Origin of the sequence: Nostoc sp. (genome assembly GCF_036916985.1) — a bacterium.
In the GTDB taxonomy this organism is placed as follows: Bacteria; Cyanobacteriota; Cyanobacteriia; order Cyanobacteriales; family Nostocaceae; genus Nostoc.
Genome location: NZ_JBALFD010000014.1, coordinates 1 through 20,042 on the forward strand (window position 1 = coordinate 1; position 20,042 = coordinate 20,042).

Annotated in this window: 16 protein-coding genes; 6 read left to right on the forward strand and 10 right to left on the reverse strand. The window is 40.4% G+C overall.

Going from position 1 to position 20,042, the window contains the following annotated elements:
- Positions 1 to 1,315 (forward strand): CHAT domain-containing protein (locus V7L07_RS03605; protein ID WP_335055142.1); only part of this gene is annotated, 1,315 nt, incomplete at its 5' end.
- 39 nt (positions 1,316 to 1,354) lie between these two features.
- On the opposite strand, the gene V7L07_RS03610 is transcribed toward V7L07_RS03605, so the two are convergent.
- The gene (locus V7L07_RS03610) at positions 1,355 to 2,125 is read right to left on the reverse strand and encodes a DUF928 domain-containing protein (protein WP_335055144.1); all 771 of its coding nucleotides are present in this window, start codon (positions 2,123 to 2,125) and stop codon (positions 1,355 to 1,357) included.
- Positions 2,126 to 2,965: 840 nt separating this feature from the next.
- Between V7L07_RS03610 and V7L07_RS03615 the strand changes: the two genes are divergently transcribed.
- Genes V7L07_RS03615 through V7L07_RS03625 form a run of 3 tightly spaced genes read left to right on the forward strand, consistent with a single transcriptional unit; the run spans position 2,966 to position 8,140 of the window.
- Positions 2,966 to 4,534: a sigma-70 family RNA polymerase sigma factor gene (locus V7L07_RS03615; protein ID WP_335055146.1), complete on the forward strand. Its 1,569-nt coding sequence runs from the start codon at positions 2,966 to 2,968 to the stop codon at positions 4,532 to 4,534.
- 4 nt (positions 4,535 to 4,538) lie between these two features.
- The gene (locus V7L07_RS03620) at positions 4,539 to 5,780 is read left to right on the forward strand and encodes a DUF1822 family protein (RefSeq protein WP_335055148.1); all 1,242 of its coding nucleotides are present in this window, start codon (positions 4,539 to 4,541) and stop codon (positions 5,778 to 5,780) included.
- A 5-nt stretch (positions 5,781 to 5,785) separates the two neighbouring features.
- The gene (locus V7L07_RS03625) at positions 5,786 to 8,140 is read left to right on the forward strand and encodes a CHASE2 domain-containing protein (protein WP_335055151.1); all 2,355 of its coding nucleotides are present in this window, start codon (positions 5,786 to 5,788) and stop codon (positions 8,138 to 8,140) included.
- A gap of 290 nt (positions 8,141 to 8,430) precedes the next feature.
- On the opposite strand, the gene V7L07_RS03630 is transcribed toward V7L07_RS03625, so the two are convergent.
- Entirely contained in the window at positions 8,431 to 9,030 is a 600-nt protein-coding gene (locus V7L07_RS03630; RefSeq protein ID WP_335055153.1) for a Uma2 family endonuclease, read from the reverse strand.
- A 73-nt stretch (positions 9,031 to 9,103) separates the two neighbouring features.
- Between V7L07_RS03630 and V7L07_RS03635 the strand changes: the two genes are divergently transcribed.
- Positions 9,104 to 9,274 carry a hypothetical protein gene (locus V7L07_RS03635; protein WP_335055156.1) on the forward strand — a complete coding sequence of 57 codons (171 nt, stop codon included), beginning with the start codon at positions 9,104 to 9,106 and terminating at the stop codon, positions 9,272 to 9,274.
- Positions 9,275 to 9,468: 194 nt separating this feature from the next.
- Here V7L07_RS03635 and V7L07_RS03640 read toward each other — a convergent pair whose 3' ends face one another.
- The 6 genes from V7L07_RS03640 to V7L07_RS03665 form a co-directional block, all read right to left on the reverse strand.
- Positions 9,469 to 10,356: a class I SAM-dependent methyltransferase gene (locus V7L07_RS03640; protein WP_335055158.1), complete on the reverse strand. Its 888-nt coding sequence runs from the start codon at positions 10,354 to 10,356 to the stop codon at positions 9,469 to 9,471.
- A gap of 122 nt (positions 10,357 to 10,478) precedes the next feature.
- Positions 10,479 to 10,748: a hypothetical protein gene (locus V7L07_RS03645; protein ID WP_335055160.1), complete on the reverse strand. Its 270-nt coding sequence runs from the start codon at positions 10,746 to 10,748 to the stop codon at positions 10,479 to 10,481.
- Positions 10,749 to 10,866: 118 nt separating this feature from the next.
- A complete protein-coding gene (locus V7L07_RS03650) occupies positions 10,867 to 11,244 on the reverse strand; it encodes a response regulator transcription factor (RefSeq protein WP_179066360.1) in 378 nt (125 codons plus the stop codon).
- Positions 11,245 to 11,482: 238 nt separating this feature from the next.
- Positions 11,483 to 15,619: a PAS domain S-box protein gene (locus V7L07_RS03655; RefSeq protein WP_335055162.1), complete on the reverse strand. Its 4,137-nt coding sequence runs from the start codon at positions 15,617 to 15,619 to the stop codon at positions 11,483 to 11,485.
- Between the two features lie 13 nt (positions 15,620 to 15,632).
- Positions 15,633 to 17,651 carry an ATP-binding protein gene (locus tag V7L07_RS03660; protein ID WP_335055164.1) on the reverse strand — a complete coding sequence of 673 codons (2,019 nt, stop codon included), beginning with the start codon at positions 17,649 to 17,651 and terminating at the stop codon, positions 15,633 to 15,635.
- On the reverse strand, positions 17,638 to 17,850 hold the full coding sequence (locus tag V7L07_RS03665) for a hypothetical protein (protein WP_335055166.1): 213 nt from the start codon (positions 17,848 to 17,850) through the stop codon (positions 17,638 to 17,640). Before V7L07_RS03665 ends, V7L07_RS03660 begins: the two co-directional genes overlap by 14 nt.
- Before the next feature lie 246 nt (positions 17,851 to 18,096).
- Here V7L07_RS03665 and V7L07_RS03670 point away from each other — a divergent pair, with 246 nt between their 5' ends.
- Positions 18,097 to 18,228, forward strand: a complete 132-nt coding sequence (locus V7L07_RS03670; protein ID WP_335055168.1) for a hypothetical protein — start codon at positions 18,097 to 18,099, stop codon at positions 18,226 to 18,228.
- Positions 18,229 to 18,234: 6 nt separating this feature from the next.
- Here V7L07_RS03670 and V7L07_RS03675 read toward each other — a convergent pair whose 3' ends face one another.
- The gene (locus V7L07_RS03675) at positions 18,235 to 18,735 is read right to left on the reverse strand and encodes a fatty acid hydroxylase (protein ID WP_335055170.1); all 501 of its coding nucleotides are present in this window, start codon (positions 18,733 to 18,735) and stop codon (positions 18,235 to 18,237) included.
- A gap of 1,024 nt (positions 18,736 to 19,759) precedes the next feature.
- Positions 19,760 to 19,939: a CopG family transcriptional regulator gene (locus V7L07_RS03680; protein ID WP_334696006.1), complete on the reverse strand. Its 180-nt coding sequence runs from the start codon at positions 19,937 to 19,939 to the stop codon at positions 19,760 to 19,762.
- Between the last annotated feature and the right edge of the window lie 103 nt (positions 19,940 to 20,042).

The window sequence follows — 20,042 nt, forward strand, 5'->3', positions numbered from 1 at the left end:
CGCTAACTACACTGAAGCGGTAAATACTCTCAAATATTTACGCAATGATTTAATTACTCTCAATCCAGATGTACAGTTTTCCTTTCGGGATAATATAGAACCAGTTTACCGACAATTAGTTAATTTACTTTTGCAACCTTCATCTACAGTTACTTCAAAAGAAAGCATTAGTCAAAAAAATTTAAAGCAGGCTCGTGGCATACTTGAAACACTCCAACTAGCTGAACTAGAAAACTTCTTCCGAGAAGCTTGTTTAAAAGCCGTACCCGAACAAATTGATGAGGTAGTTGATAAAACGGATGGCACCGCAGCAGTAATTTATCCCATTATTTTGGCAGACCATCTAGACATTATTCTCAAGTTACCAAATCAAACTGAATTATCTCATTACACAATTAATAAAAAATCTAGAGACGTTGAAAGTGTTTTAGAAAAATTACAAAAATATTTGAGAGAACCAGATAGGATCAACGATGTTAATAAATTATCTCAGCAGGTTTATAGTTGGCTAATTCAACCTTTAGAAAATGAATTAGAAAAAAAGAATATAAAAACCCTAGTATTTGTACTAGATGGTGCCTTACGGAATATTCCAATGGCAGTTTTATACGATCAGAAAAACCAGAAGTATTTAATTCAAAAATATGCTATATCCTTAGCTCCAGGTTTACAATTAGTTGAACCACAATCTTTACAAAAAGTGCAGATAAATGGATTAATTGCTGGGGTAGGTGAGCAACGCCAAATTGAAGGACGTTCATTTCCTAAACTCAAGAATGTAGAAGTTGAATTACAACAAATCCAATCAGCTATACCTAGAAATGCAGAACTATTTAATCAAGCCTTTACCAAAATAAATTTACAGAATCAAATAAAAAAAATACCATATACAGTAGTTCACATAGCAACTCATGGCGAGTTTAGTTCTAATCCCGATAAAACATTTATTTTAACTTGGGAACAACTATTAAAAGCTAAGGATTTTGATAATTTAATTCGACTCAGTGGACAAAGAGAGTCTAGCGCTATTGAACTACTTGTCTTAAGTGCTTGTGAAACTGCTCAAGGAGACAAACGAGCTACTTTAGGACTTGCTGGTATAGCAGTCCGTGCAGGCGCTCGGAGTACCTTGGCAACGTTGTGGGCGGTAGATGATAAATCTACTGCTCAATTTATGAGTAAGTTTTATCAAGAATTAGACAATAGTAAAGTAACTAAAGCTGAAGCTGTTCGTCGCGCTCAAATTCAGCTATTGATTGATTATGAAATTCCTTATTTATGGGCGCCATATATTTTGGTCGGAAACTGGCTTTAAAAAGCATAAAGAACAATTAGTAGGGGCATCTGTGCGCCACTACTGTTTAATTTTTACTTCTCCCACAAGAGGTTTTTGAGACAAATTTTCTAAATCGATATTTCTCAGTAGACTAGCCCATTCATTGTCTAGAGTTGCATTTTTAGGTTCAATAAAGCGGAGTTTTGCTAACTCTGTCAGTGCTGAATACCAAATACCATTTTGAATATATATTTGAATGCGATCGCGTATTGCGGTAGCTGTTTTTAACTGCCTTTCCAGGTCAGACTTTAGTGCTATACGTTGTACCCATCCGCGCACAAATACAGAGTCGAATTTTTGTTGATTACAATAAACTTTAAAGTACCATTGGTATCTTTTATTAACTTCTAGAGGTACGGCTGATGGTAAAGCAAAGCTAACAATACCTGGTATCTCAGGTAGGGTAAAAGAAGCCCGGTAAATGTCATTGTTTGCTTCATCTTGCAAGACAAATTCTCCGCTAGGTACATCTTTAAGTTGATAGGGTACAAACACCCAAAAGGTGGGATTCGCTTCAACAACTGAGCTTACTGTTTTTTCAGGTATTAAGGCTATAAGTGGTACTTCCACAGATGGACAGTTACCACGGCTACCTGCTCCTCCTCGTTGAGTAGGTCTACCTCTACTCGATCCGTCTTGTGGTGGTTGATTACCACTGCTAGTTTGTGGCTGAGACTTTGCTATCAATATTAAAGGATAACTAGTACAGCTAAACAGTGCCAAAAGTAGAGCGATCGCAAATTTACTTTGAGATAGAGAAAATATTTTCTGTATATTTTTTAGTTTCATAATCAGATATAAATACTCAATATCCTCAAATTATTGACAATCTTACCATTGGTGTCAAGCTTAGAAAAATATAATCTTGTCAAACGGAAATTCAGATGAGGATTTTTTACTTCTATATCTTAAATGGGTATGACAGAAATCAAATTATGCATCTGTGAATTCTGTTCGATGATTGTTAAGAGAGAGCGTGGCAGCTGATAGATCAGTAAATGCGCTCGTCTTCACCTATTCTGTCTGATAGTTACAACTTGGCAGCAAACCAGGATACAACCATTTAAAATCACATAGATAATTTATACAATTTTTATTTGAAAATTGCATAAATTGATTTGTTTAATACCCATTAGAAGTATAGAGGTATAATAAACGGAGTTGAACTTCTCCCCAAACAGTGAATTACAACAGCTTTACTCGGAATTTCCAGAGCAAACGCATCTAAATTACTCTTGACCACGGCCAAGATTAAGAAGCAACGCTCATAATCAGCATTTCTCGCTTGGTTTAGTTTGCAGAACTCAAAGTGATGGCTACAACAGGCTGTTACCCTCGTACCTCTACAGTAAAGCAAGCTACACTAGCGTGTCGCAGACAAAACTTACTAACGGTGATGGCGAAACCTTTGGCAATAAGTATAACTTAATGATATTAAATTAGACTTTATTGAGAATCTATTGCTCTTGTTGGTTGATATGGTGCGATCGCCATACTCTAATCTCAGATTGATTTTAACCTTTCCTTTATGACTCTGACGATATAAAAACAATAAATATATCTTAAAAAGTTATTTCAGATAATATTAAAAATTTCTTTGATTAGTTTATGTAAAATGCCGAAAAAATTATGAAAAAACGTGAAGGTATCATCCAACAATTTTCAAGTTTCCTCAGCTTAAGAAATGACCACAGAGATTTTAATTTTGTTTGGCAAGTTGATATAGACCTAGAACGGGATATAAGTTCTTTAACGCAGTTAGAGCCAGATGCTAAAGAAGAATATTGGGCACGTTATTTTCTGAAAATCCTTAGAGAGGTATCACAGGAAGATTTACCTAAAATTTCTTCTCAAACGGAGGATAAACAAAAGCTTCGTGTTTCTATATCATCCGCAGAAAAAATATCAAACTCTTCTTCTAGAGCAGAGAAACATTTATCTGCATACTTACAGGAAGCTTGTCTTTGGGCAGCTAGAAAAAGCTATCAAAGATTTAAATTTATCCAGCATAAATATCCATTAGAAGAATACTTCCAAATCGCTAACTCTGCTATCTTCCCTCCAGCTAAACTCCTCAAAAATTTTAATTTAAACTATTCTCAAAGCAATATAGAAGGTTATGCAAAAACATCTATTATCCGTTTTATTAGTAATACCATTTATCAGAAAGACTTAGAAGGTAAAAGAGAAAAATTTTCTAACTATGGTCTTTTAAAAGATTTGACTAAAAAAGAGATGCAGGAAGCTTTAACTATAAAAGGAATAAATCAGAACCGTGTTAGCTTATATTGTCTAACTTGGCAATGCTTAGAGGAAATTTATCAACCGAACCAAAGGCAAGGAAGTCGTAGTTTAGAAACACCTAGCGCCGAATGTTTTCAGGCAATTGCATCATTATATAATGAACGGTGTAATCAATTAGGATTTCTGGAAGCACCAGTTTCAAAGGATAGAATTCAAGAAATATTAGAAATTTGTATCCAAGCTGCTCGTGATTACCGAACAAAGTCTTTTCTGCCTTTAGAAAACTACGAAAACTTAACTGATAGTCGGTATACTGCCTTAGATAATCTTGTTCAAGAAGAAGAATGGCAGCAAGTAAGTTCACTTGTTTCAAGCTTATTTTCAGCTATCTCAGAGACTAGCCGAATAATGTTAATACTATCACTAGGATTAAACTTAACTCAAAGTGAGATGGCAGTAGTTTTAAAAAATAAATATCCTGAACTCCAGAAACAATATCAAGTAGCTAGACATTTAGCAAGATATAATAAAATACTATTAAAAGACTTCATTAAAGAATCTCAGAAAATTTATCCTGAAATTTGTTTGAATGAAGACAAAGATATTGAAATTATCAAAGAATCATTGGATGAATGCTTACAGTTACACTGTCAGAAAATCTGTAAATCTGCTTTAGATAAAATTACTCAAGAATGGCAGATTGAAGATAAAATAGGTATTTTGGAATTGGGGTTGATAGACCAAGAAAAAATAGATAAAAAGTTGGCACATCCAACTTTGAAGGTGTCTTTTAGTAGAAATGAAGTAAATGAAAATTTGAGAGAAGCTTTTATGTACCAACTAGAACTAGATATTGGTTTACCTAAAAATTCTTTAGTAGTAGCCAGCAATAAACTAGCTAATTTTGTAGATGAATGGCTAAAAGATAAATTTTTAATTAGGACTAGGAATTAATATTATGACAATTGACTTAAATGATTTGACTCTAATCTATCCTGAGCATTTATGTTTAGATATATCAAAGCAAGAGCAAGAAACTGCATGGCAGGAAACGATGCAAGAGTCTTACTCAAACACATCTGCTCGCTGGAATGCTTACCTAAATCATTTATCATTAAATGCTTTTTTAAATTGGTTGCAAGAAGACTCAGATTTGCAAGTAATACCTAGATTATGCTTTCCAAAAGCTGAATTACCGAGTATTTGGGAATTAGTAAATGGCTCTGTGTTAACTCTAGGTGAGACTCGATTAGCCTTAATTCCCAGCGATAAAAGTTCCTTTCCAGAGTTTCGGATTCCCCAAGAATGGATTGATATTCCTAGTTGGTCAGCCCATTACTATCTAGCAGTGCAGTTAAACCTAGAAGAAGGTTGGCTGCGGATATCGGGTTATGCTAACTATCAACAAATTCGGGAGCAAGCTATTTATGACCCAACGGATCGAACTTATTGTTTAGATGTAGAGTATTTGATTGCAGACTTAAATGTGATGTGGGTAGCCCAAGAACTTTGTCCTCCCAAGATACCAAAGATTAAATCTTTAGCCACTTTGTCAAAAGCGCAAGCAGAGCAATTACTAGAACAATTAAATAAGTGGACTTTTTCTTCGCCGAGACTTAATGTCCCCTTTGATCTGTGGGGGGCATTTTTGGCGGTGGATGAATTTCGGCAGTACCTTTATCAGAGAAGGTTGGAAAAGCAAAACAATAATCAAGTTGAAGCCTACTACTCTATAGATAGTAACTTGAGTTTATGGTTTCAAAATATCTTTAGTATGGGTTGGGAAAATTTGGATACTTTGTTATCACCACAACAAAAAACTTTAGCTGTGCAATTCAGAAGTGATTTGGGGTTGAATGAGGGATATGTTAAACGAGCCAAGCTAATTGATTTAGGGATGGAACTTGGGGGTAGTGCAGTTGTGTTGTTAATTGGTCTTAAAACAGAGGTTGATGGCAAAATCGGTCTGCGCGTACAGTTACATCCAGCAAATGGAGAACCTTACTTAATACCTAATCTCAGACTAATTTTGCTTTCACAAACAGGGACAATTCTTCAGGAAGTCATTTCCAGAAGTCACGATAATTATATTCAACTCAAAAAATTTAAATCTTTTCCTGGAATTCGCTTTAGTATACAAGTTGCTCAGGGTAATGTCAGTATAAAGGAAGATTTTCTACTGGAAGCACTTGATGACTGATAGCCATGACTAAATTAGTCGTGTTGAACTTAGGAAAGGGTAACTTGAAGCAGGGATTTGCTACCGTTACAGCACAGTTGTACAACTATAGCAACCCTATCCCGATACAATTTACAGGTAGCTTGCCTGCGGCTCCAGAACTTATAGAACTCTACAGACGTTGGCAGTTACTCTATTTGTTGCTGCATGAGACTCTTTTCCCTGGTCAACGTTGGCATAGAAATATGGCAAACGATGCAGGTATTGAAATTGATACAGAAGATATAACTAATATTTCCTCTGTTGAGTTTAGTAATTTATGTAACAACTTACAAAATGAAATTAATGTTTGGCTAAAATCTGAGCTATTTCGCAACATTGACCAGAAATTACGCACTAAGCTAAATCCTCATGAAGAAATTCGGATCATTCTAGAAACGGAAGATGACCAAGTTCGTCGGCTACCCTGGCATTTATGGGATTTCTTTGAGGATTACCATAAGGCAGTATTTGGTTTAAGCACTCCTGAAGTAGATGAAGTTAAACTATTACGTAAACCTACTACAAACAAAATTAGAATATTAGCTATTCTTGGTAATAGTGAAGGAATTGATATTCAACAAGACCGGGCAATACTTGAACAATTACCAGAAACGGAGACTGTTTTTCTGGTTGAGCCACAGCGCAGGGAGTTAGATCAATGGCTTTGGGACAAGAAAGGCTGGGATATTCTCTTTTTTGCCGGACATGGTTCGAGTCAAGCTGATGGTGAAATAGGTCAAATTTATATCAATCAAACTGATAGTTTAACAATTTCTCAGTTAAAAAATGGACTGAAAGCAGCGATCGCTAGGGGTTTGCAATTGGCAATTTTTAACTGTTGTGATGGACTAGGATTAGTACGACAATTGGCATCGCTGCACATTCCCCAAATGATTGTCATGCGGGAAGCAGTACCAGATCGGGTTGCTCAAGAATTTTTAAAGCACTTTCTAGAGGCTTTTGCTAATGGAGAATCTTGCCATTTGGCAATGCGGGAAGCTATAGAAAAGTTGCAGGGTCTAGAAAGCAGTTTTCCCTGTGCTAGTTGGCTACCAGTTATTTGTCAAAATCCAACGGCGATGTCGTTGGTGTTGGCGAACAAAGTAGACTCTCAACCTACTAGCTGGCACAGCCGAAATATTATTAGGACAATTTTCAAAGTCAGTATAGTTACGACTGCCTTGATCATGGGGATGCGCTCCGTTGGCATATTGCAGTCATGGGAGCTTATGGCTTTTGATGCCATGATGCGATCGCGACCTGATGAAGGACAAGATCCACGCATTTTAGTTGTTACCGTCACTGAAGCTGATGTGCGATCGCAACCAACCAAAGAAAGAGGTGGAGCTTCACTATCAGACCACGCCCTAGCTCAAGTTGTAGAAAAGTTAGAGCAGTTTCAACCACGAGTCATTGGCTTAGATATCTACCGTGAAAATCACGTAGGAGCAGAGTATAAGAAATTATCTAGAGTAATGCAAAAGAGCGATCGCTTTTTTGCAATTTGCGAAGTTAGTGAGGAAAACAAAAGCAGTGGTGTTTCACCACCCCCTGAAGTTCCAAAACAAAACTTGGGTTTTAGTGACGTTATACCCGATCCCGATGGCATTATCCGCCGTCAAATATTGGCTATGGCTCCTGCATCGCCCTGCAACGTTGATAAATCTTTTAGCTTTCAATTAGCAAATCGTTACTTGCTTGCTCTTGGTATTCAGTCCAAACTGACCACAGAAAAAAACTGGCAGTTTGGCAATATTGTCTTTAAAAACTTAGAGTCAAATAGCGGCGGCTATCACAGAATCGATAATTTAGGTCATCAAGTGCTACTTAATTATCGCTCTTCCCATCAAGCTGCTACACAAGTCACTCTAGCAGATGTTTTGAACAATAAACTCACTTCTGATTTAGTGAAAAATCGGATTGTTCTCATTGGTACAAGTGCTGAAAGTTTTCATGATTATTGGTCTACACCATATAGCGCCAGTCAGTGGTCGTATAATCAGATGCCAGGGGTCATGCTTCAAGCACAGATGGTGAGTCAGATTCTCAGTGCAGTTTTAGATAATCGTCCACTATTGTGGATGTTACCAAAGTGGAGTGAATTTATTTGGGTATGGGGTTGGTCGTTAATTGGAGGCATAATTGTTTGGCAATTTCGATCATGGTTAAAATTTGGATTGGCAGGAGTGACAACTGTTTGCGTTTTATATGGTGTATCCTTTGGTCTGTTGCTCCAAGGAGTCTGGATACCGCTAGTGCCATCAGTTTTAGTTTTGATAGTTAGTGGCGCTAGCATAGTTATTTATACATACTTTTTAAGTGGACAACGTAATCAATAGACCTCTTACAGAATAAATGCAGCTTAATTTTTTCTAGTTAAACATTTTCTTTCAAGAAAACTCAAAATTTCTTCAATTTTGAATTTTGAATTGTTAATTATATCTATGTCAATACTGTGTCATTAATATGTCAAACATGTATAGAAAAGTTTCACTAATAATATTCAGAGGACAGAGTTTATCATAAAAATTCATCACTCAGAAATCATAATTCAGAAGCAATTTAATATGATTGGTAGATTGATTCATGAAAATTTCTGTCGGTATTATTGTCAGAGAGTTAAGCAGCCTTAAAAATTAATCCGACGATAGATTTCAGTCAGGGGAATTTCTACGTTTAAACTGTGCAGCATAATTGTTCGCTCAAGGTGAGAGTGAACTTGCCATAGCCAGCGATCATTACTGTTACGATCCAAGTTATGATACTGCTCAATGTAGGGTTCAGTTTGACTCACAAGCAGATATTCACAAAAGCTGGTAATAGAGCGATATTTTCTGAACTTACCCCCTCGATCATAAGCTTCAGTAGAGGGCGATAAAACTTCGACAATCAGTATTGGATTCAGAATTTCATCATTACGAGTGCCATTAAACTCTGGTTCGCCATTAACAGCCATCAAATCGGTATAAGTCCCACACTGATATTCAGGAATCCAAACTCGCAAGTCGCTGTTATACAAACGAAAATCGGTGTCCCTCAGTAAAAACCCCAAGTAAATTAAGAAGTTGCTGGCGATCGCACTGTGAGTAACTGATCCTCCCAACATAGTAATAACCTCTCCGTTGCGGTATTCATGGCGTTCTGAGTTGGTTTCTTCCATAGCCCGATACTCGTCTAACGTCAGGCGAGTGGTTATTACATCTGGGGGACTGGTTTGAGCAAAGACCACAATCAACCTCTTGAATAATTACCTCTAAAACTATTATCAGCAAAGGAAAGAAGAATTGCTATTGAACGGTGGAATGCCGCAGCCTCCAAATGGGGCTACGATGTACTTCCATCGGCTGATTGCTGATGTGTTTTGTTGCCTATATGAAGAATCTGTGTTTCAGGGGACGGAACCAATCAAATCAGTGATTTCCTCGATGCTGGATTTGACCGCAGACCTAGTATTAGCAGAGTGTTACAACTAAAAGCTGCAACGGCAGATTGAAGGTTTTATTGCGTACTACTTACAACTACAAGTATGTATTGCCTTCGCCAACAGTATCGATAACGTGAAAAGTCAGGTATTTGACATCATGGAATAGTGCGCCAGAAGATGTCCCAATAACGACTTTGGTCTACTGAATGTGATTATTTCCAATTTTCACACGCCTAGTTTGTGTCAAACATGGCGTGTGGCAACACACATCAGCGATAAGGCGGCAAGTGGTGAATTAGGATTGATACCAGAACATAATTGAGCCAAGCGGTACTTCTTGTTAGATTTACCATAATTGCCAAGTAATACTTCTGCACCAACCGTATGGTTATGGGGATAAATTTTGACATGAAAGCCTTTGGATACCAGAACTTTGTAGTAAAGCTCTGGTGTTACTCCATCCCCAGGTCGGTGATGAACCTCAGTTGCTAATGCCCAAGTTTGCTCTACTGCTGAAGTATGACCTCCTCGCTTGATTAGCCGATATAGCCATAAGCGGAAATTCCATAACCACAAACCTAATCCCTGGAAGTTCCAGGCAGTCAACTGAGGGTCATGATCTGTGATTAGAATGCCCCCTGGACGAACTAAACGCGCTGCTTCCTCCAACACGACTTCCATGTTGTCACAGTGATGCAGTGTGGCATTGAGTACAACAACATCAGCAAAATTGTCAATGAAAGGAAGTTGATGTGCATCTGCCTTCACTGGTGTATAGCCAAGACGTTGAGCCATAGACAATGCGCCATCGCTAATATCTACACCAATTAACAATTGTGGTTTCCCCCCAAGCGTTGCATACAAATTGCCCGGACCACAACCAATGTCTACAACAATTTTCTGATCCCAACTCCCCATCGCCGCCTGCCAGCAGGACTTGAATTTTTGATCCCGATGGCAGTTTTCAAAATAGTTTTTTGCCCATTCCGGATGTCCAAAGTAATAAATATTCGCTTTGATGGCAAGACTCAAAGTCGAAATCGGAAAATTTAGAATATTTTGTTTATCTAAATCACCTCTCAAATCCGCAGCAATATAAGGATCGAGAACTGAATATGAAGAAGTTGGCATAGATATCACATCTATTGAGATCCTGCCTCAGTTTGCTAGAAATTGAGCAGAGCTTATCTAGATTGACATTAGTAGCATATTTGCTGCTTGACTATCTCAAAACTGTCTTTAGATAGATATTTTCACTTACTCAAAGACAAAACAGTATAAAAATATACTTTTTTTGTCTTTCCCCCTGCCCCCTGCCCCCTGCCTCTTCGTTGAAAGCGATTGCTACTCGCACTGGGGACAGGCGCGGCGGAACTTTCACCCTCATGATCTGCTTTGATTTCTACACCTGAAACCGAGTTTTCAACTAACAACAAAATGGGATTACCCTGTTCTACCTGTTCCTGAGTTTGATTAGCGATCGCTGAAGTTGCTGCACAGATGGAGATTGCTGACGAACCCAATTGATATCCTCAATACTGTAGGTAGGGTTTTTAAAATCACCCACATTTGCTCTTTCCTGTCAATGCGTAAGTCCTGTAATTTTATTTTTACTTTATAAATGGTCGATCAGCACTTTCCTCAAAAACCCAATACCTGCATTGATTTTTCAAGTACTTCTTTGGGTCGAAATGGTTTAGTTAGATATAAGTCTGCACCAACTTCAATTCCTTTTTGTTTATCAAATTCCTGTCCTTTAGCTGTCAATATCACAATGTAGACATCAGTCATTTGTAAGTCGTGTTTAACAATGTGACAGACTTGCAGACCATTCATTTTAGGCATCATCACATCAAGAAAAACTAGATTTGGTTTTTCAGTTTTAATAGTTTCGAGAGCTTCTTCTCCATTTCTAGCAGTGAGAAGTTCAACGCCCTCGTCTTCTAATGCTTCTAGGGCTTGTTCCATCAAAATCAAGATATTGGGTTCATCGTCAACAATTAGAATTTTCTGGGTCATAAGGATTAGGGATTAGGGATTGGGAATTGGGGACTGGGGAAGGTGGGGTTCCCTCTGGGGATAAGGAGTAATGGGGATTGGGGACTTGTACTGAGCTTTCGCGTAGCGTCTCGTAGAAAAGCCGTTGGCGCAGCCTCCCCAAGAGTTGTATTGGGGACTGGGGATTAGGAATTGGGGATTAGATTATATAGTAAGGTTCCACTAAATTTTCCCAGTCCCCAATCCCCAATCCCAGCGATTACTGTTCAGACAGCATAATAAAGAATACATTTTCCAAATCCTTCTCAAACCGTAGAGTTTTCACCAAATCGGCTTCTTGAGAAAAGATAGAATCGATGATGATCATATCAGGTTTGGCTGACAGGGCTTTATTAATGCATTCCTGCGGATTGGAGGCTTCAAGTACGCTGTATCCCTGAGCTTGTAATACATCTGATAGGGTTTTTAAGGCTGATGCATTTTTATCTACAACTAATACCTTTTTACTAGAAGTGCCTTGGTAAAGCAGTGAGCCTATTTCGTTGAGGAGTTTCCCTGTGTCAATGGGCTTGGTGAGATAGCGATCGATGCCAATATGATAGCCCCGTTCTTTGTTTTCAATAATTGACAGAATAATGATCGGAATGTCTGCGGTCTGGGGATCATTTTTGAGAACGGCTGCCACATCAAAGCCGTTGATTTGGGGCATCATTACATCCAAAAGAATCAGATCGGGACGGGCTGTTTTGATTTGATGAATTGCATCCACGCCGTCCTTTCCTTCCCGGACGTTGTAGCCTTCGTTTTCCAGTTGTTGACGAAGCAGTTCTCGAATATTAGCGTCATCATCCACAACTAAAATGGTTTTACGGTTTTCGTTCAGCACAGTTTTTGTGGTGATGACGTGTTCTTTGAGTTGTTTGACTAGCGTATCCAGATTCAGATTAGTAGTGGTTTTTTGATCGCTGGCGTAGGTGGGAATGATGAACGAGAATGTACTGCCATGACCTGATTCACTCTCAACCCAGATTCTACCACCGTGATGATCGACGATTTGTTTACAGATGGGCAGTCCTAAACCAGTGCCTTTGGGTTTGTCGGTGAGAGTGTCGCCAACTTGGCGAAATTTCTCGAATACTTTCGGCTGATCTTCAGGTGCGATACCAATACCTGTATCGATGACGCTGATACAAACACCATCATTTCCTTGTTTGACGCGGCAGGTGACACAACCAGATTCGGTAAACTTAACGGCATTGGAAATTAGGTTGATTAAAACTTGCAGCAGACGGTTGCGATCGCCTAATATCTGAGGCAGTCCAGGTTCAATCTCGCTGACCAACTGTAAGCCATTGGTTTGAAACAACGAGGCTGTGGAATTGGTGGCCCAATCCAGTAATTCGCTGGGATCAATAGGCTGCATCTGCCATTCCACTTTACCTGCTTCCATCTTGGCGATGTCTAGAACATCGTTAATTAAAGACGTGAGTCGTTCTGCTTCCGACACAATAATATTGAGATTGTCACCCACCCGCTTGATGGTTTTCTGAAGCTTGCGGTCTTCAGTCGGAAGTATTGGGAACACATCGGTTTCTAGCTTTTCTTTAATGATCGATGCAAAACCCAGAACAGAAGTCAGTGGCGTTCGCAGTTCATGGGAAACCGTGGAGATGAAATCAGTCTTCATCTTGTCAATCTCCTTTTCTGCCGTCACATCCCGAATCAGCAGCGCCGAACCGAAGCAGATAGCGGGTTCTCGATCTGTCGTCTTTTTGAAAATGGCGGTCGCCACTGCTTGACCAATGCGTTCCTTGGTCAGTTCAACTTCAGCAGAGAACACCTCTTTGGGATGAGACTGAGTTTGTGCAACTAATTCTGCTAAACCAGATACCGGTAGTTCTCGGTAGTGACAGTTGAGATCACTAGCTGTCAATTCATACATGGCTAAAAAGGCAGGATTGAAGTGAGTAATTTGTCCTGCGGTGTCTGCCACTAACAAACCATCTGCTAAGTTATCTAGAATGGCATTTAATCCCTGTGTTTCTGCTAAGGTATTTTGCAGGGCAGCTGTCCGCTCTACAACTCTGGTTTCTAGTTCTTGATTCAGTTGCCGTAGAGCGATTTCTGCTTGTTTGCGAGCAGTAATATCGGTATTAATTTCCAGCGTGGCACAGGGTTGACCCGATGCATCCAGTTGCATTGTCCAGCGACTCTGGACAATAATATATCTGCCATCGCGGGTGAGGTGTTGCAGTTCGCCTTCCCAAGTGCCCTGCTGTAAACACTCTGTCTGAATTTCCTCTAGCGGTTTTGGAAAGATTGTGTGTAGTAGGTTGTGAATGATGTCTTGGTTTTTCACTTCTTCACAGTTCCAGCCGTAGAGCCGTTCTGCCCCCTGACTCCAGTGAGTGATTTTGTCGGCGAAGTCGCGGACAATCACAGCATCACTGGAATGATTCAACATATTCATCAACCGTTGATTTTCCGCTTCTGCTAGCTTGCGATCCTGAATATCGGTGCAGGTACCAATCCACTCGCGGATGCTACCGTCTGCTTGCACGACGGGGGCACCACAGACAGCAAAGTGGCGGTAGCTGCCATCCTTTCCACGCAGCCGATATTCGGTTTGATAAAGGCTTTGATTCATCGCCACAGCATTACTCCAGGCTTGGGCTGTGCGATCGCGATCGTCAGGATGAATGGCATCAATCCAGCCCCAGTCCTGAACTTCGGCTTCACTCTGGCCAGTGTACGCCATCCAGGTGAGCATTTCACTGCTCACAGCCAGTCCATCAGGGGTAGCAACCCAGACAAGTTGTGAGGTGGCAGTCACCAGAGAGCGAAACCGTTCTTCGCTCCGTTGCAGAGTTTGTTCTGCTACCTTGCGATCGTGAATATCAGTGCAAGTGCCAATCCACTCGCGGATGCTACCATCTGCTTGCACGACGGGGGCACCACAGACAGAAAAGTGGCGGTAGCTGCCATCCTTGCCACGCAGCCGATATTCGGTTTGATAGAGGCTCTGGCTGACCACCGCTGCATTCCAGACTTGGGCTGTGCGATCGCGCTCGTCGGGATGAATAGCGTCAATCCAAGCCAAGCCCTCAACTTCGGCTTCACTCTGACCCGTGTACGCCATCCAGGTAAGCATTTCACCGCTCACCGCCAGTCCTTCTGCTGTGCATACCCAGACAATTTGTGAGATCGTAGTCACCAGAGAGCGAAACCGTTCTTCGCTCCGTTGCAGAGTTTGTTCTGCTACCTTGCGATCGTGCATATCGGTGCAAGTACCAATCCACTCGCGGATGCTGCCGTCTGCTTCTAAAACCGGAACTCCATTGCCAAAAAAGTAGCGATAAGTACCGTCTTTGGCACGAATCTGGTATTCAAGTTGATAAAGACTCCGGTTCGCTACAGCAGCACTCCAAACTTCGGCACTGCGGGGACGGTCATCGGGATGCATGACATCTAACCAGCCCCAGCCCATCATTTCGGCTGCACTCTGGCCTGTATATGCCTCCCAGCCGGCTATTTCAGCATTGACCATTCCTTCCGGCGATGCCGTCCAGACCATTTGGGAAGTGGCAGTTAGTAAAGAGCGATACCGTTGTTCGAGATACTGCTTTTCGGCTTCTGCCAGTTTGCGATCGTGAATATCAGTGCAGATGCCAATCCACTCCCGAACACTGCCATCTTCTTCGAGAACGGGCGCACCCCAGACCCAGAAGTAGCGATAGTTGCCATCCTTGCCACGAATTCGGTATTCAATTTGATACATCCTCTGGTTTGCCACCGCAGCACTCCAGACTTCTCCGGTGTAGGCGCGATCGTCAGGATGAACGGCATCAATCCAGCCCCCATTCTCAGCTTCAGCTAGACTTTGACCTGTATAAGCTATCCAGCTTGCCAGTTCAAAACAAATTCCTTCTGGTGTGCTTACCCAAACAATTTGTGCGGTAGCTGTGACTAGAGAGCGGTATCGGGCTTCACTCTGTTTCAGAATTTGTTCAGTATGTTGGCGTTCTTGCTGGGCGTGTCGAAGGTCGCTGATGTCCTCCACACTACACCAAATTAGTTGCTCTCCATTTTTCTCAATCATCAGTCCAGAGATTCTAACCGGAACCAAATGCCCGTCTTTGTGGATTAACTCCTTTTCATAAGGGTCGTAGCGACCAGTTTTTTCTAGGTTCTCTAGGCTAGATCGGTCAGCAACAGTATAGCTTTCAGGGTTAATCTGGCGATCGCACAGATTCAGAGTTTCTGGAACAGTGCGCCCCAAAATGGCAGCATAGGCAGAATTAATGTTAATTAGCGTCCCATCTGTTCGGCATAGTACTAGCCCAATCGGACATTGTTCAAATAGCTGACTGTTATATTCATCAAATTGCTTAAACATAGTTAAGGTTTCTTTAGTGACGTATTTGGGTAGGGTTAGAACAACAGAACCAAGACAACAAAGTGGCGTAAAGCTTTAACGAAATTGGGTGGCGTTGAAACATCTGGTAAATTTCATCGGGTGATGTAGCTTCCACATCTGGATTGTGCTGTGAGAGTCGCTGGATCAGTTGAGTATGGCGGATCAACAAATCTGTCGGCTTCAGTATTGGAGTTGTTGATGGAATGAAGCCGTCGGTATCAGCAGTGGGGGATAATTCCGTTGTGGAAGTTGGCGAGGCAGAGGTGCTATTCTGTTCTTCAGTAGCGTCTGACAATAGACAATTTATTGGAATCTGAATCCAAAATTCTGTCCCTTCACCTGGTTTAGAACGGCACTTAAGCATTCCCCCATGTCTGTCTACAACAATTTGATAGCTGATTGCCATACCTAACCCAGTTCCCTTACCAATATCTTTGGTGGTGAAGAAGGGATCGTAAATGCGGCGAATTACTTCCTCCTTCATGCCTGGGCCGTTATCGGCAATGCGAATTACAATCCACTGGTGGTCAATGGCTTTGGTACGAATAGTGATTTGGGGATTGGGGAAGGTGGGGCCCTCTCTGGGGATAAGGGGTAATGGGGATTGGGGGTAATAGGGACTACTTTTGACTCCCCAATTTTCCATGCTTTCTTCCAAAGCATCAATGGCATTTGCCAAGATGTTCATAAACACCTGATTCAACTGTCCGGGATAGCATTCAATAAAGGGAAGTTTTGCATAGTCTTTAATAATTTCAATTGCTGGACGACGAACATCTGCTTTCAGGCGATGGTGGAGAATCATTAGTGTGCCGTCGATGCCATCGTGGATGTTGACGGCTTTCATTTCGGCTTCGTCATGGCGGGAGAAGTTTTTCAGAGATTGGACAATTTCGACGATGCGACTTGTGCCCAGTTTCATTGAATCTAGGAGTTTGGGGAGATCCTGCATGATAAATTCCAGGTCTATATTGTCTAACTCTGATGCCAGTTCTGGAGGAGTAACAGGTAGGAATTTCTGATACTTTGCCAACAGGTGTAACAAGTCTTGCGCATATTCGGCAACATATCTTAAATTGCCGTAAATAAAGTTAACCGGGTTGTTGATTTCGTGGGCAACTCCAGCAATGAGTTGCCCTAAACTGGACATTTTTTCGCTTTGGATTAACTGAGTTTGGGCTAATTGCAACTCATGGAGAGCTTGCTGAAGTTTCTGTGTTTGGGCTTTTGCTTGGAGGGCTGCTTGAGTGCTTTGCTCGTAAAGCACAGCTTTGTCAATAGCGATCGCTGTTTGAGAGGCAAAGATACTCACAAGTTTCAGGTGTTCTGCTCTGTAGGAATCGGTTTTTTGTGTGCCAATGGCGATCGCTCCCAGTACCCGCCCCTTGGCTCGCAACGGAACACAAATCATGGCACTAACGTTTTTTTGCCCATCTAATCGCGGATCGGCTTGCACATCATTGACCAGTTCTGCTCGGTTAGATTGCATAACGTTGCCAATAATTCCCTTCCCTGGTTCCGGCTGACTGTGGTCAAAAAACACTCCAAATTCGGCAATGATTTCAAAGGCAGTTGCATCTGGATTCAGTAGCAGAATCATCCCCGCCGAAGATTCAATTAATTGACTCAATTCCTGAAGCACGAGTTGGCCAATTTGTCGCGTATCTAAACTTGTTGTGAGTTGAGTCGAGATATCGTCAAATAAATCAATTTCTTGGTATCGCTCCAGCAATTCTTTGGCAAGTACTTTCTTCTCAGCTTCCTGCTTTGCTAAAAATGAGAGCAAAGTCGCAAGTAGAGTTGCCTGTTCTCCCCCAACAACCCAACCAATTATTTCTCCTGACACCTCGATTGGATATCGGTTTTCGGCAGTTTGCTCCCCAATGCTAATTAGTTTCGTGCCGTCTACCAATTCAATATCAATGGCGATGTTGAACTGGTAAACCAAGTTATGAAGGAGAGATGGCAACTCTTTTTTGTTGAGAATCTTTCTGAGGCTAACTGCGGGCATGAAACACCTCATCAAGAGCAGGTTGCAAATTTTCGCTAATCAAGGGAACTAGATGATTAATTTTATCAATAGAGGCAGGAGGCAGACGACTCACTACCGCTACGCTATCCTGCCTCCTGCCTTCTTCATCGTAGCTATTCATACCCCTTCGGATAACCAAACCACGCCCAGCATCTCCACAAAAGAGAGGAATTGTCATAAAAATCTAGGGATATAATAATTTACTAATTAAGACTAGTTTTCCCAAAAACATTAGCGATATAACAGCGAAGTTGAACGGTAGCAAATACCTTGAAACTCCCTATCAGAGGCATTCTGAAGCCATTGTCACTCGCTTACTGTTTGGTAAATTCTCGAAAAACTATAAGTAAATATTTTATAATTAGAGAAATGTATAGACTTAAATCTATGGTTATTAATATATCTTGTTGCTACTACTTGGAAATTGGTAATTAGCTTTTTTGAGTATGTAGATGAGCGGATTTGTGAGACTGGAATAATTGCCTCTAGTGTACAAAAAGAAGCTGCGATCGCAGCTTCTTTTTGTACCTTTAAAAAGTATTTAGATAAGCAATAGTTTCAGTTAGATCCGAGAGTCACGAAAACGAAGTCTGAGCAATCGCAGCCAGCGTAGCCAAATTTGTGCTGGTTGTTCAAAGAAGGTGAAAATATCACCAAAGCCTAAGTTAGTTTTGTGATGATGTAACCAGTGCCTCTCAGGAGTAGTAATAAATAGAATTTGACATAAAATATTTATCGGTTTTGAAGTTTGCCAACCCAGTACACTTATGTGTCTCCACCATACATGAAACTGACCAAGTAGTAATCCAGAAATCACGCCAATGGGAGAGAAAGACCACAAGACTACTGCTATGAGTACATAAGGCAAAGCTCCCAAGATACCATCTAAAAGAACCTGGGGATTAAAAGTTAAAATAGCGTAGTGGCGGAAGTCCTTCTTCCAGGAGTGGTGCGTTTTTAAATGAAGGCTACCAAAAACATGCTCGGGTACGTGGTAAAAAAATGTAGATAGAAAATCGCCAAAAAACAGTAATAACCAAGCAACAGCAATAGCCTCAAGCATTTGTACTCCTCAAGAATAGTTAAGAAAACTCCACAGAAAATATGCAAATATCATGCTGTGGGCGTAGACACCTAGTTTTCTGCTATGCAAGCATCATCTGTGCGTCTTGTATGTCTACGCTCCAGTTAATTTGGCTCAGAGTATATGTAATTGGAGCAGTTGCAGTTTCATGAATCTCCAATCTTTAATGCAGTAAACAGCAACTTGTAAAAACCTCCAATTTGATTGCTAGCTTTGGGTTAATGGCAGTAATACATCTAATACCCGATAGGAATACAGTGTTTTACCATAGTTACTACACAATCTTCTTACCTAAGGCATACAGCATAAGCAAAGGTTTAGTTAAAGTTAGTACAAATTTAGGTTAAGACTTTCTTCAAAATTGTTAATTCTAGATTGATTGCAATTAAGCTTTAAGTATGAATATTATCAGAATGATGAAAGTAGGTATTATGTCAACATAATCTGAGTTATTAAGGTGAGTAAAACGGGTTTGAAATTAAGTTTTTAGATAGGACAAATTTGAAGTATTTTTAATTTAAATATTATAAATATTTGGTATTAATTTAATAATTTATAAATCTGTAAATTCAGTGATAAAATAACGTTATAAATACTGAGATTTTTATAAATTATCTTTTTTACCAAGCGCATTTAAATTCCCTTACCCTTGTTGTGAACATCGGCGACTTTGTGATTGTGAACAAACAGCTAAACCAGCAAAAGATGTGATTAGAGAACTCATTCGGGCTTTGCCACGGACGAAATAAAAGCACATTTGTGAGCCATATCACTTTGGTTCATTCTCAAGATATAAACATGAGAATGTGGTTGAATTAGAGGTGTTAAATTAAGAGGTGGTAATTTTTTGTGATGATTGAGAGGTACGTAAAAATTGAGTGAAGGCGTGCTACGCTCGTCGTTAACGATCGCAGCACGCCGAAAACAAGATGATATGATAACTATGATTGAGTTGCACAGTGAGGAGTGAAGAACTTTTCAGACAAGGCTGTGAAAATTCAGGTCAAGGCAAGGCTTGAATTAGTTCCCGAATCACATCTATTGCTGATTTACCTGTTTGTTCACAATACTTTTCAAGATTTTGGGCTTCATCTGATGGCAAGTTCAAGGTAATTCGCTTCAGCGCCCTTTTTTTATTAGAGGTTGCCAAATGGGGAAATTTAAGTGCAGTAGCTTTATTCATTGATTGATAGGCTAGATATATACAAACTTTCCTTACCAAGATTGCCAATTACAAACTGTCTTTACCAGTGAAAATCGAGATTTTGATATTGAACTTAAGCTTT

Excerpts from the sequence above, each read along its gene's own strand:
- V7L07_RS03610 (WP_335055144.1), bottom strand. The coding sequence starts at position 2,125 with ATGAAACTAAAAAATATACAGAAAATATTTTCTCTATCTCAAAGTAAA.
- V7L07_RS03615 (WP_335055146.1), top strand. The coding sequence starts at position 2,966 with ATGAAAAAACGTGAAGGTATCATCCAACAATTTTCAAGTTTCCTCAGC.
- V7L07_RS03620 (WP_335055148.1), top strand. The coding sequence starts at position 4,539 with ATGACAATTGACTTAAATGATTTGACTCTAATCTATCCTGAGCATTTA.
- V7L07_RS03625 (WP_335055151.1), top strand. The coding sequence starts at position 5,786 with ATGACTAAATTAGTCGTGTTGAACTTAGGAAAGGGTAACTTGAAGCAG.
- V7L07_RS03635 (WP_335055156.1), top strand. The coding sequence starts at position 9,104 with ATGCCGCAGCCTCCAAATGGGGCTACGATGTACTTCCATCGGCTGATT.
- V7L07_RS03640 (WP_335055158.1), bottom strand. The coding sequence starts at position 10,356 with ATGCCAACTTCTTCATATTCAGTTCTCGATCCTTATATTGCTGCGGAT.
- V7L07_RS03650 (WP_179066360.1), bottom strand. The coding sequence starts at position 11,244 with ATGACCCAGAAAATTCTAATTGTTGACGATGAACCCAATATCTTGATT.
- V7L07_RS03655 (WP_335055162.1), bottom strand. The coding sequence starts at position 15,619 with ATGTTTAAGCAATTTGATGAATATAACAGTCAGCTATTTGAACAATGT.
- V7L07_RS03660 (WP_335055164.1), bottom strand. The coding sequence starts at position 17,651 with ATGCCCGCAGTTAGCCTCAGAAAGATTCTCAACAAAAAAGAGTTGCCA.
- V7L07_RS03665 (WP_335055166.1), bottom strand. The coding sequence starts at position 17,850 with ATGACAATTCCTCTCTTTTGTGGAGATGCTGGGCGTGGTTTGGTTATC.
- V7L07_RS03675 (WP_335055170.1), bottom strand. The coding sequence starts at position 18,735 with ATGCTTGAGGCTATTGCTGTTGCTTGGTTATTACTGTTTTTTGGCGAT.
- V7L07_RS03680 (WP_334696006.1), bottom strand. The coding sequence starts at position 19,939 with ATGAATAAAGCTACTGCACTTAAATTTCCCCATTTGGCAACCTCTAAT.